The sequence below is a fragment of the Bradyrhizobium elkanii USDA 76 genome, assembly GCF_023278185.1.
GTDB lineage: Bacteria > Pseudomonadota > Alphaproteobacteria > Rhizobiales > Xanthobacteraceae > Bradyrhizobium > Bradyrhizobium elkanii.
Genome location: NZ_CP066356.1, coordinates 1,998,339 through 2,013,405 on the forward strand (window position 1 = coordinate 1,998,339; position 15,067 = coordinate 2,013,405).

The 15,067-nt window shown below is 64.0% G+C and carries 13 protein-coding genes; 6 read left to right on the forward strand and 7 right to left on the reverse strand.

All coding sequences use genetic code 11. The features are described from left to right. Positions 1-5 precede the first annotated feature (5 nt). From JEY66_RS09685 to JEY66_RS09700, 4 genes are all read left to right on the forward strand, one after another. Positions 6-1,256: a YlbE family protein gene (locus JEY66_RS09685; RefSeq protein ID WP_018273460.1), complete on the forward strand. Its 1,251-nt coding sequence runs from the start codon at positions 6-8 to the stop codon at positions 1,254-1,256. After that, positions 1,253-2,794: an acyl-CoA synthetase FdrA gene (fdrA, locus tag JEY66_RS09690; RefSeq protein ID WP_018273459.1), complete on the forward strand. Its 1,542-nt coding sequence runs from the start codon at positions 1,253-1,255 to the stop codon at positions 2,792-2,794. The genes JEY66_RS09685 and fdrA overlap by 4 nt, the downstream gene beginning before the upstream one ends. Then, positions 2,778-3,737 (forward strand): carbamate kinase, encoded by a 960-nt coding sequence (arcC, locus tag JEY66_RS09695; protein ID WP_016840183.1) that lies wholly within the window; start codon positions 2,778-2,780, stop codon positions 3,735-3,737. The genes fdrA and arcC overlap by 17 nt, the downstream gene beginning before the upstream one ends. Before the next feature lie 64 nt (positions 3,738-3,801). Beyond that, a complete protein-coding gene (locus tag JEY66_RS09700) occupies positions 3,802-3,975 on the forward strand; it encodes a hypothetical protein (protein ID WP_016840181.1) in 174 nt (57 codons plus the stop codon). Positions 3,976-4,035: 60 nt separating this feature from the next. Here JEY66_RS09700 and JEY66_RS09705 read toward each other — a convergent pair whose 3' ends face one another. The 4 genes from JEY66_RS09705 to JEY66_RS09720 all read right to left on the reverse strand — a co-directional run bounded on the left by JEY66_RS09705 (position 4,036) and on the right by JEY66_RS09720 (position 9,306). Beyond that, positions 4,036-5,388 carry a carbohydrate porin gene (locus JEY66_RS09705; protein WP_026193300.1) on the reverse strand — a complete coding sequence of 451 codons (1,353 nt, stop codon included), beginning with the start codon at positions 5,386-5,388 and terminating at the stop codon, positions 4,036-4,038. 306 nt (positions 5,389-5,694) lie between these two features. Further along, positions 5,695-6,753, reverse strand: a complete 1,059-nt coding sequence (locus JEY66_RS09710) for an ABC transporter permease (RefSeq protein ID WP_018273457.1) — start codon at positions 6,751-6,753, stop codon at positions 5,695-5,697. Beyond that, positions 6,750-8,276, reverse strand: coding sequence for a sugar ABC transporter ATP-binding protein (locus JEY66_RS09715; protein WP_018273456.1), 1,527 nt, complete (start codon positions 8,274-8,276; stop codon positions 6,750-6,752). The genes JEY66_RS09710 and JEY66_RS09715 overlap by 4 nt, the downstream gene beginning before the upstream one ends. A gap of 64 nt (positions 8,277-8,340) precedes the next feature. Next, entirely contained in the window at positions 8,341-9,306 is a 966-nt protein-coding gene (locus tag JEY66_RS09720; RefSeq protein ID WP_018273455.1) for a sugar-binding protein, read from the reverse strand. Positions 9,307-9,547: 241 nt separating this feature from the next. On the opposite strand from JEY66_RS09720, the gene JEY66_RS09725 reads away from it, so the two are divergent. After that, complete coding sequence (locus JEY66_RS09725) at positions 9,548-10,813, forward strand: ROK family protein (RefSeq protein ID WP_018273454.1); 1,266 nt, start codon at positions 9,548-9,550, stop codon at positions 10,811-10,813. Between the two features lie 80 nt (positions 10,814-10,893). Further along, positions 10,894-11,652 (forward strand): SDR family NAD(P)-dependent oxidoreductase, encoded by a 759-nt coding sequence (locus tag JEY66_RS09730; RefSeq protein ID WP_016840164.1) that lies wholly within the window; start codon positions 10,894-10,896, stop codon positions 11,650-11,652. Here JEY66_RS09730 and JEY66_RS09735 read toward each other — a convergent pair. The 3 genes from JEY66_RS09735 to JEY66_RS09745 form a co-directional block, all read right to left on the reverse strand. Then, positions 11,649-12,470 (reverse strand): MetQ/NlpA family ABC transporter substrate-binding protein, encoded by an 822-nt coding sequence (locus JEY66_RS09735; RefSeq protein ID WP_016840162.1) that lies wholly within the window; start codon positions 12,468-12,470, stop codon positions 11,649-11,651. The two genes, JEY66_RS09730 and JEY66_RS09735, sit on opposite strands and share 4 nt — an antisense overlap. A gap of 70 nt (positions 12,471-12,540) precedes the next feature. After that, a complete protein-coding gene (locus JEY66_RS09740; protein ID WP_016840160.1) occupies positions 12,541-13,881 on the reverse strand; it encodes an LLM class flavin-dependent oxidoreductase in 1,341 nt (446 codons plus the stop codon). Positions 13,882-13,908: 27 nt separating this feature from the next. Then, complete coding sequence (locus JEY66_RS09745; protein WP_244981031.1) at positions 13,909-14,961, reverse strand: class I SAM-dependent methyltransferase; 1,053 nt, start codon at positions 14,959-14,961, stop codon at positions 13,909-13,911. Between the last annotated feature and the right edge of the window lie 106 nt (positions 14,962-15,067).

Below are 15,067 nucleotides of genomic sequence, written 5' to 3' on the forward strand. Positions count from 1 at the left end.
CGGCCATGAAGCTGATCGAAGACGCCAACAAGCAGGCGCTGGCACGCATCCTCGAGGGTGAGCCCCGGCTGATCGATATCGTTCCGGCGCGCGACGTGCTGGAACGGTTGAAGGAACGCATGATCCTTCATGCCGGGCCGCCGATCACCTGGGACCGAATGTGCGGTCCGATGCGTGGCGCGGTAGCCGGCGCCATCGTGTTCGAAGGCTGGGCTCCGGATCTTGAAGCCGCCTTCGAACTCGCGGCCGGCGGCGGCGTCGCATTCCACCCCAACCATCATTTCGGCGCGGTCGGTCCGATGACCGGCATGACCACGGTCTCCATGCCGGTGTTCGTCGTCGAAAACGCCAAATACGGCAACCGCGCCTACTGCGCCATCAACGAGGGCCTCGGCAAGGTCATGCGCTTCGGCGGCAACGACGATAGCGTGCTGGCCCGCCTCGCCTGGCTGCGTGACGTATTCGGGCCGGTGCTCGCCAGGGCGATCCGCGCGCATGGCGGGATCGACCTGAAGGCGATCATCGCGCGCGGACTCTCGATGGGCGATGAAATGCACCAGCGCAACCTGGCCTGCTCCAGCGTGTTCCTGCGCGAGATCGGGTCGGCGCTGGCGCGCACCTCGAACGACAACGAAGTTCTCGCAAGCTGCATTGGCTTCATCGCGCAGAACGACCAGTTCTTTCTCAACATCGCGATGGCGATGGGCAAGGCGCTGACCGATCCCGCCAAGGGCATTCGCGGTTCGACGGTGGTAACCGCGATGTGCCGCAATGGAACCGATTTCGGGGTCCGCGTCAGCGGATTGGGCGATCGCTGGTTCACGGCGCCGGTGGAGATGCCGGAAGGGCTCTATTTCCCGGGCTATTCGCGCAAGGATGCCAATCCCGACATGGGTGACTCCGCGATCGTCGAGACAGTCGGGCTTGGTGGCTTCGCGATGGCGGCAGCTCCAGCGGTTGCCGGCTTCATCGGCGCTGGCGCACCGTCGTCGGCGGGCAATTTCACGCGGGCAATGAGCGAAATCACTGTCGGGCAGAATCCGGAATGGACGATTCCCGCGCTCGATTTTGCCGGCGTGCCGACCGGCATCGACGTTCGCCTGGTGGTGGAGACCGGCCTCGCACCGGTCATCAACACCGGCATCGCGCATCGCGAGCCCGGCATCGGCCAGGTCGGCGCCGGCGTGGTGCGGGCGCCGATGGCCTGCTTCCGGCAGGCCGTCCTCGCCATTGCGGAAGATCTGGGGGTGTCATGAGCGCGTATGTCCTGAACGAAATTCGCAAGGGCTTCTATCTCGACTCGGTGGCGTTGATGCGGTTGTCGCGCGAGGTCGCGTCGGCGGCGGGCGTCGTCGAAGCCGCGCTGATGATGGGCACGCCGTCCAACCAGGCGATCTTGCGCAACGCCGGATTGCTCGATGGCGAGGTGATCGCGCAGGGCAATGATCTGATCCTCGCGATCAAGGCCGAGAGCGAAGCGGCGGCACGCGCCGCGCTTGCCGAAGCGCAAAAGGCGCTCGACCGCCCCAAGACGAGCAGCAGCGGCGAAGCGGCGTGGCGGCCGCGCAGCATTGCCGCGGCCGTCAAGGCGGCGCCCGCCGCCAGCCTCGCCCTGATCTCCGTTCCCGGCGAGTTCGCCGCGGCGGAAGCGCGCAAGGCGCTGAACCGCGGACTTCATGTCCTGATGTTCAGCGACAATGTCTCGATCGCGGATGAATTGTCGCTGAAGCAGCAGGCGCGCGAAGCGGGCCTCTTGATGATGGGACCGGACTGCGGCACGGCGGTCATCGGCGGCGCGCCGCTCGCCTTCGCCAACCGGCTGAAGCGCGGCAGGATCGGGATCATCGGCGCATCCGGGACCGGGACGCAGGAGGTGTCGTGCCTGCTGTCCGAGGCGGGCGAAGGCATTTCCCACGCCATCGGCGTGGGCGGACGGGATTTGAAGAAGGAGATCGGCGGCATCACGACATTGATGGCGATCGACGCCCTTGATGCCGATCCCGAGACCGATCGCGTCGTGCTCATCTCCAAGCCGCCGCACCCGGACGTCGCCCGGGCCGTGCTCGGCCGGATCGGAAGCAGCTCGAAGCCCTACACAGTGTGCTTCATCGGCGCCGCCTCGGCGGATCTGCCGCCAAATGCACGCTTTGCCGGTACGTTGAGGGAAGCGGCCGAGAAAACCCTCGGCAACGGCCGGAGCATTGGCGGCAAGTTCGACGCTGCCGCCGTCGCTGCGCGTTTGCCGCAGCGACGCAAGGCGGCGCAGCGCATCGAGGGGCTGTTCGCCGGCGGCACGCTCTGTGCCGAGGCGCAGGTGATCCTTGCCGCGGGCGGCCGCAAGGTGGCATCGAATGCCGCCATTCCCGGCGTCCCGCATTTCGGGGAGCCGGAGGCGCAGGGGAGGGACCGCATCGTCGACCTCGGCGCCGACGAATATACCCAAGGCCGGCCGCATCCGATGATCGATCCCTCGGTGCGCGACGATGCGTTGCGGGCGGCGCTCGCCGATCCGGCGGTTGCCGTCATCCTGCTCGATCTCGTGATCGGATACGGCGCACACGACAACCCGGCAGCGCATCTTGCGGCTGTCATGGCGGGCCGCGCGGATGACGCGCCGGTTCTGGTTGCGTCGGTGACCGGGACCGAACTCGATCGCCAGGTGCGTTCGGCGCAGATCAGGCTGCTCGAAGACGCCGGCATCGTGGTGGCGCCGTCGAATGCCCAGGCCTGTGATCTCGCTCTCGCTCTTTCCGTCAACGACGTCAGGATGCCGTGCTATGCGAACACTCAATGAGGTCCCGCGCCGTCTCGTGATCGCGATCGGCGGCAATGCCGTCCACCCCGAAGACATCAGCGGTACCTCGGACGAGCAGAAGGCCGTCGCCCAGCAAACGGCCGAGGCGCTGCTGCCGCTGGCCGAGCTCGACAACGAGCTGGTGATCACCCACGGCAACGGACCGGTGGTGGGCAAGATCATGATGCGCCAGATGCTGACGATGAGCCGGATTCCGCCGATGTCAATGGACATCTGCGTCGCGCACAGCCAGGGCGGCATCGGCTATCTTCTGATGCAGGCGATCGAGAACGTCTTGCGCGCGCATGGCAACGGCCGGCACGTCGCCAGCCTGCTGACCCAGGTCGAGGTCGACGCCAACGATCCCGCCTTCGCCAATCCGACCAAGTTCGTCGGACCGTTTTTCACCGAGCAGGAAGCCCAGCGCATCAGCGCCGAGTTGAACTGGAAAATGCGCGAGGACTCCGGACGTGGCTGGCGCCATGTCGTGCCGTCTCCGAAACCGAAACATGTCTGCGACATTTCTCTGGTCGACGCATTGGTCAAACGCGGCACCATCGTCATCGCAGGCGGCGGCGGCGGTATGCCCGTGATCCGCGACGAACGGGGCGTGCGCACCGGCGTGCCGGCAGTGATCGACAAGGACCTGACCTCGGCCCATATCGCCAACGTGCTTGGCATCGAGGAACTGCTGATCCTGACCGCGGTGCCCCGCGTCGCGATCAATTTCGGCAAGCCCGACAAGCGGGAGCTGGATCAGGTCAGCCTGGCGCAGATCAAGGCGTATCACCGCGAGGGCCATTTTCCGCCGGGAAGCATGGGGCCCAAGGTCGATGCCGCCATCCGCTTTCTCGAGGGTGGTGGAAAGCGCGCGATCATCAGCCATCTCAATTGCGCAATGGCCGCGCTGACCGGCGAGACCGGGACGCACATTGTTCCCTAGCGCTCGTCAAATGCGATGGCGGCGCCATTGATGATGGCCGCCGGGATCCGCCCGGCGGGAACCGATGTCGGTCGGCCGCGAGCACAGGCCCGGCTCCATGCCGTTCCGCTCGGGCTGCCTGCGCGCTTATTTCAGCCGCAACGTTGCCGACCACTTCGCCGGGCGACAGGTCGACGCCATGCAACGCGCGAATGGCGCCGAACTCCTTGCCGATGCCCTTCACCTCCAGGACTGCTAGCCCGGCGTCGTGAGGGGTCACCATGGCTGGCTTCGCTCAGGCATGCTGGCCATCTCCGGCTCAGAAGTGCACCAGCGTGCGCAGACCGAGAATCCAGGCGTTGTCGGTCTTCACGCCGGCGGCGTTGTACCCGCGCCCGCCAGGATGCAGCACATACTGGGCGTCGAATTTCAGATTCATCCAGCCCGTCGCCTGCCACCCGTACCAGGCTTCGATCGGAACCTCGTTTCCTCCGGCATTGGGCGTGAGCGCAGCCGTATTCACATGGGTCGTGCCGACCGCAAAGCCGACTTCGTCCTCCGGGCGCGAGGCGAACGTTCCGGTGTGTCTGAAGCCGAAGGCGATCTGGTAATCCTGGTACGACGTGCGGTGGTCGGCGACGGTCGTATTGAGGAAGGTGTACCAGCCCTGCGCCTTGGGCCCTTCAACCGTCAGCCGCTGCAGGATCGATTCATAGACGCCATAGCGGCCGCGCGAATCTCCGAGATTCTGGTCCGAGACACCGCCGCTGCCCGGCGAGATCGCAATGATCCCCGGCAGACCGCCATCGATGGTCGATGCGCTGTCATACCAGCCGCCGAACCTCCAGGTCCCGTTCAACGGACCGCTCGGCGCCCAGACCACCTCGACCGGCACCAGCACGCCTGAGGCCGGGCTCGAGCCAGGGACACCGGGCAAGAAGTAAGTCGCGGAGTCCGACGTTGTCAGGTAGTTCGGGTTGGCGTCGTAGACGCCGACCGAGAGCTGCCATTCCTTGGCAAAGTTGTAGTGCACCACACCGGCCCATTGGCTCACCGGCCAGTTGTAGATGTAGCCGCCTTGAATGTTGCCGGGCTGGCCGCCGCAGAAGGTCAGGTTGACGAACTCGCAGAGACCAAAGAAGAAGTCGGACCCGACCGGAAGACGGCCGCCCTTGAGTTCAAGGTGGTCATCGAACAGCTTCTGCGAATAATAGAGTTCTGTCAGGCGGAGAATACTGCCGCGGCCGAACACTTCGTTGGTCAGTTGCAGAGCCGGAATTCCCGCCTCGTCATTCAGGTTGCGGCCGAAGCGGTCGACCAGCGTGAGGCCTACCGTGCCGCCCTGGATGCCGGCAAGCTTCGCCATGTCGAACTTGGCTTGAAAGAACAGCTGTCCGGCTTGGGTCGCGGTGTTCCTGTTGCCGCCCGACAAATTGCCGACAGCTTCGTCGCCCAGCGTCAGGGCCAGAGAGATGCCCTGTTCCTTCAATTTCGTCCTGCCGAGATCGCCGAACAGATACGGTCTTGTCCAGAAATCATCGGTCTCGGTGTAAGGCACCGGCGGAGCCTTCGTCATGAGATCGGCCGAATGCGCGCCGCCGCCGCTGAACAGAGATAACAACGCGATCCCCACGCCGCACGCCCGCGCGGTGTTTACAGACCTAAGTGACATTTTCTGCACTCCCAGCGTCCCCGGCTTTGTCTATTTTTGTGCCACGTTCCCGCCCAAAGCCCTTCAGCGGGGAACGCGATAGTTTCAGTTCATCGATCTATCAATCAGAGATAGAATGTGCGCACGCAAAGCCCTTCGAGACGGTCGCGAGGGTCAACCTGCGGCTCACTGGGCAGGCTTGCTGCGCCAAATTGGATACGAGCGCCGCGAGCTTGATCGATCTTGCGCCTCGAACTCCTTCCCCTCGTTCCTTTACTCAAGCCGCCGCGACCATATTCCCGGTCCGGATTCTTCCTTTTCGAGTTGTCATGCCTGATCGCCCGTCGTCGGCAACGCAGCCCCGCTATGTGAAGCCGCGCCTTGCAGAATTGTGCCTTCCTTCGATCTTGGTGCAGTGCGGGCGAGGCCTGCGAGCGCGGCCTTGCGCCGTCGACGGGCCTGCAATTGCTGATCCGCCAGCACACCGATCAGGATCACGGTCCCCATCACCGCGAAGTTCAGCGAATTGGGAATGCCGAGGATGTTCACAAGGTTCTGCAGCACCTGCAGCAACGCCGTCCCCAGCACGATGCCGAGAATGGAGCCCTCGCCGCCGCGCAGGCTGCAGCCGCCGAGAACGGCCGCCGCGATCGCATAGAGTTCGTAGAAGTTGCCGAAGGAACTCGGAGAGACCGAGTTGGTGTAGAACACGAACATCACGGTCGAGACGCCGGCGAGCCCGCCGCTGATGACATAGGCGGTCGCGATCACGAGGTTGGTTTTGATGCCGGAGAAGCGCGCCGCTTCCTCGTTCTTGCCCACGGCATAAAGCCAGCGCCCGTAGACCGAGCGGTGCAACAGCACGCCGAGGATCAGCGCAAGGATGATCAGGAAGATGAAGGTGTTCGGGATGCCCGCAATATTCCCGGAGGCGATGCTGCTCAACGTGCTCGCCTCATCACCGTAGCCGAAGCCGCGCGTCGAATCGCTGGTGTAGTAGCGCGCGGCGCCGCGATAGATCAGCAGCCCGCACAGCGTCACGATGAAGGGCTGCATCTTCAGCCGCGTGATCAGGAAGCCCTGGATGCCGCCCAGCGCAAGCCCGCCCATCAGGACCAGCAGCAGCGCCAAAGGCCAGGGCACGTGATACGTCGTCAGCAAGTCGATGAAGATGACGCCAAGCAGCGCGAACATCGACCCGAGCGAAAGATCAATTCCTCCGGTGATGATGACGAGGCCTTCACCCAGCGCGAACACACCGAACAGGCCGATCAGATTGGCCATGTTCAGCAGATTCACGAACGACAGGAAGGCCGGATTGATCGCACCCGTGATGGCGGAGATCACCGCCAGCAGCAAAAACAGGCCGAGTTCCTTCTTCATCATGGCGCAGCGGCCTCCATGGTTTCGAGCGCTTGGCCGACCGCCAGTCTCAACACGTTGTATTCGCTGAACTGGTCGCGCTCGAGCACGCCGCTGACACTGCCCTCATGCATCACCGCCACCCGGTCGGAGACGCCGATCACTTCCTCCATGTCCGAGGAGATCATCACGATCGCGACGCCCTGGTCGGCGAGGCTGCGCATCAGCGCGTAGATCTCGCTCTTGGCGCCGACATCGATGCCGCGGGTCGGCTCGTCGAAGAACATCACGCGCGGCTGCATGGAGAGCCACTTGCCCAGCACCACCTTTTGCTGGTTGCCGCCGGAGAGCGTCACGGCCTCGATGTCGATGTTGGGCGCCTTGATCGACAGCCGCCTGGTCTGGTCTTTGGCGATTCTGCGCTCGGCCGCGCCGTTGACCAGCCACATCCGCGCATGATCCAGCAGGCTCGCGAGCGTCACGTTCTCCCTGATCGGCAGTTCCAGCACCAGGCCGGATTTCTTGCGGTCCTCCGGCACCAGGTAGATTCCTTGCCTGATCGCGTCACGCGGCGAGGCGATGCCGACCGGGGCGTTGTCGATCCTGATCTCGCCGCCCAGCAACTGATCGACGCCGAACACCGCGCGAGCAAGCGAGGTGCGGCCGGCGCCGACGAGCCCGGCGAGGCCGAGGATCTCGCCGCGCCGCACCGACAGATTGATCTGCCGGTCGGGAAAGGCAGTGGTCACGACGCCGGCGATGTCGCAGCCGCCGGGCTGCGGCGCGCATGCCGGCGGCGTATACAGCGCCTTCAGATCGCGGCCGATCATCAGCCGGATCATGGCGGCATGGCTGAGCTCGTCGCGCACCAGCTCCCCCACGGTGCGTCCGTCGCGCAGCACCACGACGCGATCGGCGCAGCTCATGACCTCGCCGAGCCGGTGAGAGATGTAGATCACCGAGATGCCGTGCGTCTTCAGGTCGGCGATCACCTCCAGCAGCCGCTCCGTCTCCGAAATCGTCAGGCTGGAGGTCGGTTCGTCCATGATGATGACGCGGGCGTCGATCGAGAGCGCCTTGGCGATCTCCACCATCTGGCGCTCCGCGATCGACAAATTCTCGACCAGCGTGCCCGGCGTGAAATCGGCGCCCAGACGTTCCAGCAGCGGCATCACGCGGGCATGCATCTGCGCATTGTCCACCAGCTTCAGCGGGCCGCCGGCCAGCTTCTCGCGCCCGATGAAGACGTTGGCGGCGACGTCGAGATTCTCGAACAGGTTCAGCTCCTGGTGCACGAAGGCGATGCCGCATCGCGTCGCCTCGGTCACCGTCATCCGGGCGTGCTCGGTGCTGCCGATGCGGATCACGCCGGTGCTCGGCGCGATCACGCCGGCCAGCACGCGCATCAGCGTCGATTTGCCGGCGCCGTTTTCGCCGATCAGGCCCAGGACCTCGCCGCGATTGACGCGCAAATTGACGTCGTCGAGCGCCCTGACGCCGGGATAGGTCTTGCTGATTCCGCGGAGCTCCAGCAGCGTTTCCGCCATTCGGCATGTCCTCCTGCACAACGCCCGGCGGCTTGTGGTGGCCGGGCGTTGAAGCCGACTGACGTTACTTCTTCAGCAGTTCCTTCAGATGTGCGGCGAACTCCGCGACGTTGGTTTTGCTGATCACCTTGGTCGGCACGATCAGCTTGCTGTCCTTCGGAATCCAGGACTTGTCGCCGTTCAGCGTCTTGATGATGTTGCTGGCGGAGAGATAGCCGAACTCGTAGGGCTGCTGCACGACCGTGGACTCGATCGTCCCGTCGGAAATGCCGCGCAGCGTCCGCTGATCCTCGTCGAAGCCGACGATCTTCACCTTGCCGGCCTTGCCTGCGGCCTTCACCGCGTCATAGATCAGCGGCGTCTCGTAGCTCCACAGGCCGGACAGCAGCGCGATGTCGGGATATTTGACGAGCACGTTCTCCATGTTCGCCTTGGCCTTGGCGAAGTCCACCTGATCGGTGAACACGTCGACCAGCTCGACCTTGGTGCCGGCGATCGCTTCCTTGATGCCCTGCACCCGCTCGCGGGCGTTGTCGGCGTCCATCGTTCCGACGAACAGGGCGATCTTGCCGCCGTTCGGCAGCGCCTTCTTGATCTCTTCGCCGGCCTGCCGCCCTGCCGCGACGTTGTCGGTGCCGATATAGGCGAGGCGATTGCTCTGCGGCGCGTCGCTGTCCGTGGTGATCAGCACGGTCTTGGCCGCAACCTTGTTGAGTTCTTCGGTTGCGTGCGGTGCATCGTCGACCGAGATCGAGATACCGGCGACGCCGCGCACCAGCAGGTCATCCAGTTCGCGCCGCTGGCCGGCCGCCGTCCCTTCATTGGTGACGATCAATTCGATATTGTAGTCCGGGTGCTCCTTCTGCGCCTTCTTAAGCCCACGGCCCGCGATGGTCCAGAAGTCGGCCGCGACATTGGTCACCAGCGCGATGGTCTTTTTCTGCTGTGCCTGTGCTACCCCCGTCGCCATCGCGAGCGCGGCAGCGCCCGCCAAGAGCGGCACGATCAATTCTCTCGTTGAGACCTTCATATGCACCTCCCTGTCGACGCCCCCGGTGAGGGGATTTCACGTCCGGCGCTTTTCACGCCTTATTTTATTCACGTAACTAATAAATTAGCGCGACAAATTGTCCAGTCAAGGATGTTTATGCGTGCGCGTTCAAGCGGTAATAGTATGAAGGTGATATATTTCAGCCTCTATCAGCGCTTTTTGGCCCATATCTGAGTAGCTCGCGTTGAATAACTTCATTAAGAGAATTAAAAAAGCCAATATGAACGAACAGTCCGAGCCGTTGAGACGTGCTTCGAGCCTGGCCCGCGGATCGAACCCCGGCCGTCTCGTCGAGGTCTTGCGACGCCAGGGGCCGTTGCCGCGGGTCGAACTCGCACGCAGCACGGGCCTGAGCTTCCCGGCCATTTCGGCCATCACGTCGAAGCTGATGGCGGAAGACCTGCTGTGCGAAGCCGAGACAGATACGGCGACGCCGTGGTCCGACGATGCGGACGAAGAGGATGCGGATGGCGGCCGTCGCCGCGGCCGGCCGGCAGTCCTGCTGACCCTGAATCCCGAGTTTGGCCGCATCATCGCAGTCTCGCTGCGTATGAATCTGGTCGAGACACTGATCGCCGATTTCAGCGGCTCCGCCCTGGCGCAATCGCGACTTGAACTCGCGACGCGCGCACTCGATGCAGGCGCATTATGCGATCTCGTGATCGCACAGATCGACACCATGCTTGAGGCGACCGTCACGCCGCGACATCGGTTGCTCGGAATCGGGATAGCGCTGCAGGGCATCGTCGACGGCGACACCGGCCGGCATCTGTGGAGCCCGGCGTTGTCGATCACCGACGTCGATCTTGCCAAGCCGATCCGCCAGGCGTTCGGTGTCGAGGTCGTGATGGCGAACGACGCGGTCGCGGTCGCGCTGTCCCTCGCAGCCGCCGAACCGGCACTGGCGCAGGGCCTCACGGCCACGATCATGGTGGGCCACGGCGTCGGCATGGGCATCATTGTCGACGGTGAAGCGCGCTGGGGTGCCGGCGCGGGCAGCGAGATCGGTCATGTCAAGTTGGGGCTGAACGGCCCGCAATGCCGCTGCGGTCAGCGCGGCTGCATCGAGGCCCACCTTGCGGACTATGCGCTTTACCGCGATGCCCGCACCTTTCTCGACCTGCCGCCGGCGGCGTCGCAGCAACCGTCCGAGGCGCAGATGGCTCTGTTGCACGATCGGGCACGGAGCGGCGATTCCCGTCTCGAGCACTTGTTCCAGCAGGCGGGCCACGCGCTTGCCGAGGCGGTCGCCACGACGATATCGGTGCTGCGCCCGCATCATGTCATCCTCGCAGGTCCCGGCCTGCAGGCATTTGACATGATGCGCAGTGCCTATGAGGAGCGGCTCGACCAGGCGGTGCTGCCGTGGCTGCTCAAGTCCACGGCGATATATGTGCGTCCAAGCGAGTCGGCGACCATCGTCGACGGCATGGTGCGGCGGACGCTGCGGGTCGTGGACCGCAGCCTCATGGAGACGACCGAGTGAACCTCGGGATCTGTGGCCCTTTTGCTTGAGTCGCAGCAACGCAACCGACGCCTTCAGGCGCCAAAATCGAGAGGATGCCAATGCAGGGCGCCATCTATCCAAGTCTCAAGGACCGGACCGTACTGGTCACCGGTGGCGGTTCCGGCATCGGCGAGGCGATCGTCCGCCAGTTCATCGGCCAGGGCGCGCGGGTCGGCTTCATCGATATCGACCTGACGGCCTCGGAGCAGCTACTGTCCGATCTCGGGGCACAAGCCCGCGTGCACTTCGAACATGCCGATCTGCGCGACATCGGCGCGCTGCGGCGCGCAGTCGCCGGCATCCGCGAGACGCTCGGGCCGGTCACCATCCTGGTCAACAATGCGGCCCGCGACGACCGTCACGCGATCGAGGACGTCACACCGGAATTCTGGGACGAGCGGATCGCCGTCAACCTGAAGCACCAGTTCTTCAGCGCCCAGGCGGTCGCGCCGGACATGAAGCAGGCAGGCGGCGGTTCGATCGTCAACATCGGCTCGGTGAGCTGGGTGATCGGCCAGGGCAACATGCCGTGCTACACGACGGCCAAATCAGCCGTTCAGGGCCTCACCCGGGCGCTGGCCCGCGATCTCGGGCCGCACAACATACGGGTCAATTCCATCCTGCCCGGATGGATCATGACCCGGCGGCAGCAGGATCTGTGGTTGACGCCTGAAGGCGTGGCCGAGCTGATGCAGCGCCAATGCCTCAAGCGCAAACTCCTGCCTGATGACATCGCCCGCGTCGTGCTGTTCTTCGCCGCCGATGACAGCGGCGCCTGCACCAACCAGAGCCATATCGTCGATGGTGGCTGGGTCTAGCGCTTCAGGTAATCCGGCAGGGTAAACCCGTCATAGAACCGGTCGGACAGGATCGCGGTCTTGAACGTCTGTGATTTGTAGCCGGCGACGATGTCTTGCGCCCACGGCGAGCCCGCATTGGCCTGCTTCACCGCGACCACATTGATATAGGGCGTCGTCATCTTCTCCAGGGCGAATGCGTTGGTCAGCTTCAGGCCGCTGTAGATCGCGAAGTTGCCCTGGATGGCGGCGAAATCAACGTCGTCGAGCGCGCGCGGCGCCTGTGCTGCTTCCAGCGGCACGATCTTGATGCCACCGGGGTTCTTGATCACGTCGAGTTCGCTGACATCGACCGGCTTGGAGTCGCGAATCTCGACGAGGCCAAGATCGCGCAGGATCCAGAGCGCGCGCTGCAGATTGACGGGATCATTGGGCACGGCCACGGTCGAGCCGGGCTTGATCGGGGAGCCGACCGGGTGCTTCTTCGAGTAAAGCCCCATCGGGGGCGTCGGGACGTGGACGATGCCGACGAGGTCGGTCTGCTGCCGCTCGTTGTACGAGTTCAGGAAGATCGTGTGCTGCATGACATTGGCGTCAATCTCGCCCTTGAACACCGCGTTGTTGGCTTCCAGCCCGGTCGAGAACTCGACATAGCGGATACTGTAGCCCTTCTTCTCGAGTTCCGGCGCGACGCCAACCTTGAATTCGTCGATATAGGGGCCCGGTACGAAGCCGACTTTCAGATCGGATTTGGCTGATGTCTCCGCATGCAGCGCGGCGCCGGTAAGAGCACCGAGAATGAGCAGGGTCGAAAGGAACAGGACGCGCGCAGTGGTCATTAACTCTTAAATCCTTAGGCTGTGAGCAAACAGCGATCCGGCCGACGCGAGGTCGGCGGTTTCGAGCACATCAGGCGATCGCCTTGATCGATCCGGAAAACACGCTTTGCGGCCGGCTCAGTCCGTAATGGTCGCGCAGCGTCGTGCCGCTGTACTCGTCGCGGAACAGGCCGCGCTTGCGCAGGATCGGCACGACCTGCTCGGCGAAGATATCGAACCCGCCAGATAGCCAGGGCGGCATCACGTTGAAGCCGTCGGCCGCGCCATTCTCGAACCAGGTCTGGATGTTGTCGGCGATTTTCTCCGGCGGGCCCGCGATCACCCAGTGGCCGCGCGCCCCGGCGAGACGCTGCACGAGCTGGCGGATAGTCGGTTGCTCGCGATCGACGATGTCGACCACGAGCTTGAAACGGCTGGCGACCCCGCGGGCGCTGCCGGTGTCGATCAGGTGGCGCGGGAAGGGACCGTCGAGGTCGAAGCCGGAGAGGTCGAGCCCGATCATCTGGCGAAGCTGGGTCAACGAGTATTCCGGCTGGATCAACTCGTTGAACTCGTCCTGCAACCGGTCGGCTTCGGCCTGCGTGCTGGCGATGAACGGGCTGATGCCCGGCAGGACCTTGACCTGATCGGGGCTGCGATCGAAGCCGCGTGCCTGCCGCTTGATGTCTGCGTAAAACTCCTGGGCGCTCGCCAGCGTCTGATGCGCGGTGAAGATCGCTTCGGCAAAGCGCGCGGCAAAGGCGCGTCCGTCATCGGACGAGCCCGCCTGGACATAGACCGGCCGTCCCTGCGGCGTCCGCGAGATGTTGAGCGGGCCGCGCACCCGAAAGTGCTTTCCGACATGATCGATCGGATGGATCTTTCCCGTATCGGCGAAAATGCCGGATGCGGGATCGTTCACCACCGCGTCGTCTTCCCAGCTGTCCCACAGCCGCGTGATGACATCGAGGTATTCCCGCGCCCGCTCGTAGCGTTCGTGGTGAGGCGGATGCTCGGGCAAGCCAAAGTTCTGCGCCGCCTGCGCCGTGCTGGTCGTGACGATGTTCCAGCCCGCCCGGCCGCCGCTGAGGTGATCGAGCGATGCGAACAGGCGGGCCAGGTTGTAGGGCTCGGTATAGGTCGTCGACGCGGTCGCGATCAGGCCGATCCGTTTCGTGGCGACGGCGATTGCGGCCAGCCAGGTGATCGGCTCGAACCGGAAGCGTTGTGCGTAGCGAACATTGTCGGCGAGCGCGGGGCCGTCGGCGAAAAAGATCGCGTCGAACTTCTGGGCCTCGGCGCGCTGCGCCAGCTCCTGATAGTAGGTAACGTCAAGGATGCGATCTGCCGCAGAGCCGTTGTAGCGCCATGCCGCCTCGTGATGGCCGCCGGGATAGATAAAGAGGTTGAGGGAAAGCTGCCGTTTGCTCATCTCGGATCTCGTGAGTTCTGCTGATCGTTATTGGTGGGACGGCGCCTTGTCCGCAAATGCGAAGCGCAGGTACCGCTCCAGCTTCAAACCTTCGGGCACACGTTTTTCTTCGACAAGGCGCGCGAAGGTGCGTCGCACCAGGTCGCGCTCATGAGGGGTGAACGCTTCGAGGAAATTGCCGAATGCGCTCGCCTCCGACCATTGCAGCAGCGATGCGGCATCGTCGTGGATATCGATCAGCGCGCGCAGCTCGCTGCGGTAGCCGACGAAGCCGTGTGCCGCGAACAGCGATTTGAGCTCCTCGTCGGTCGATCCGAGTACCGGGTTGGAGTCCTGGCGATCGCCGGCGAGACCCGCCTCGACGATGGCGCGACGAAGCAGCAGGCGCGACTGGTGCGGCCTGGACGGATCCTGCACATTCAATCCGAGGCGGCCGCCGGGCTTGAGCACGCGCCGGATCTCCCGCAGCGCGCGATCCTTGTCGGAGATCCAATGGAAGACGCTGTTGAGATAGACCGCGTCGAACTGCGCGTCGTCGAAGCGCAACAGATCTTCGGCGCGCCCGGTGGCGAACTGGAGGTTATCCCCCTGTCGAAGGCGCGCAATTTCGATGCGGCCGGCAAGTGGGTCGATACCGATCACGCGGCCGTCCGGGCCGACCAGCCCGGCCACGAATTCCGCAAGCCGGCCGGTTCCCGTCCCGATGTCGAGCACGTGCTCGCCGGACTTGATGGCGAGCGGCCCGATCAGGAACTTGCCGTGGCGAAATTGAACAAGTCCTGCTTCATCATAGGAGCGGGCGAGCTCCGGAGTATCGTGTTCAAGGCTGATGTCGCCAGCAGTTCGCGGCATTTCGAGAGACCCATCGTTGCTCGGCGCGCGTCGACGGCAGGCGCGTGCGTTACGGCAGACTCTATGTCGACGGCGATGAAATGAATTTGCGTTGTTGCACGGCAAGCGAGCATGAACGTGACGAGTTCGTCGTTCACCGGAGATGAGTGCGATCGCGTCGATCCGGGCGAGGCCTGATTTGGGAAGTTTTCCCAATCGATCGCACCGATCCCACTCGTCGCGATGCACATGAGATGATCGGTCAGGCGGCGATCATCGCAAATATTTCAATGCCCGCGTTGTCCACGACGCGAACATTGCCTGCTATCGAAAACAAAGCTGGTTTCGTTTCATT

Coding starts and splice junctions, on each gene's coding strand:
- JEY66_RS09685 (WP_018273460.1), top strand. CDS start 6: ATGAAGCTGATCGAAGACGCCAACAAGCAGGCGCTGGCACGCATCCTC.
- fdrA (WP_018273459.1), top strand. CDS start 1,253: ATGAGCGCGTATGTCCTGAACGAAATTCGCAAGGGCTTCTATCTCGAC.
- arcC (WP_016840183.1), top strand. CDS start 2,778: ATGCGAACACTCAATGAGGTCCCGCGCCGTCTCGTGATCGCGATCGGC.
- JEY66_RS09700 (WP_016840181.1), top strand. CDS start 3,802: ATGTCGGTCGGCCGCGAGCACAGGCCCGGCTCCATGCCGTTCCGCTCG.
- JEY66_RS09705 (WP_026193300.1), bottom strand. CDS start 5,388: ATGTCACTTAGGTCTGTAAACACCGCGCGGGCGTGCGGCGTGGGGATC.
- JEY66_RS09710 (WP_018273457.1), bottom strand. CDS start 6,753: ATGATGAAGAAGGAACTCGGCCTGTTTTTGCTGCTGGCGGTGATCTCC.
- JEY66_RS09715 (WP_018273456.1), bottom strand. CDS start 8,276: ATGGCGGAAACGCTGCTGGAGCTCCGCGGAATCAGCAAGACCTATCCC.
- JEY66_RS09720 (WP_018273455.1), bottom strand. CDS start 9,306: ATGAAGGTCTCAACGAGAGAATTGATCGTGCCGCTCTTGGCGGGCGCT.
- JEY66_RS09725 (WP_018273454.1), top strand. CDS start 9,548: ATGAACGAACAGTCCGAGCCGTTGAGACGTGCTTCGAGCCTGGCCCGC.
- JEY66_RS09730 (WP_016840164.1), top strand. CDS start 10,894: ATGCAGGGCGCCATCTATCCAAGTCTCAAGGACCGGACCGTACTGGTC.
- JEY66_RS09735 (WP_016840162.1), bottom strand. CDS start 12,470: ATGACCACTGCGCGCGTCCTGTTCCTTTCGACCCTGCTCATTCTCGGT.
- JEY66_RS09740 (WP_016840160.1), bottom strand. CDS start 13,881: ATGAGCAAACGGCAGCTTTCCCTCAACCTCTTTATCTATCCCGGCGGC.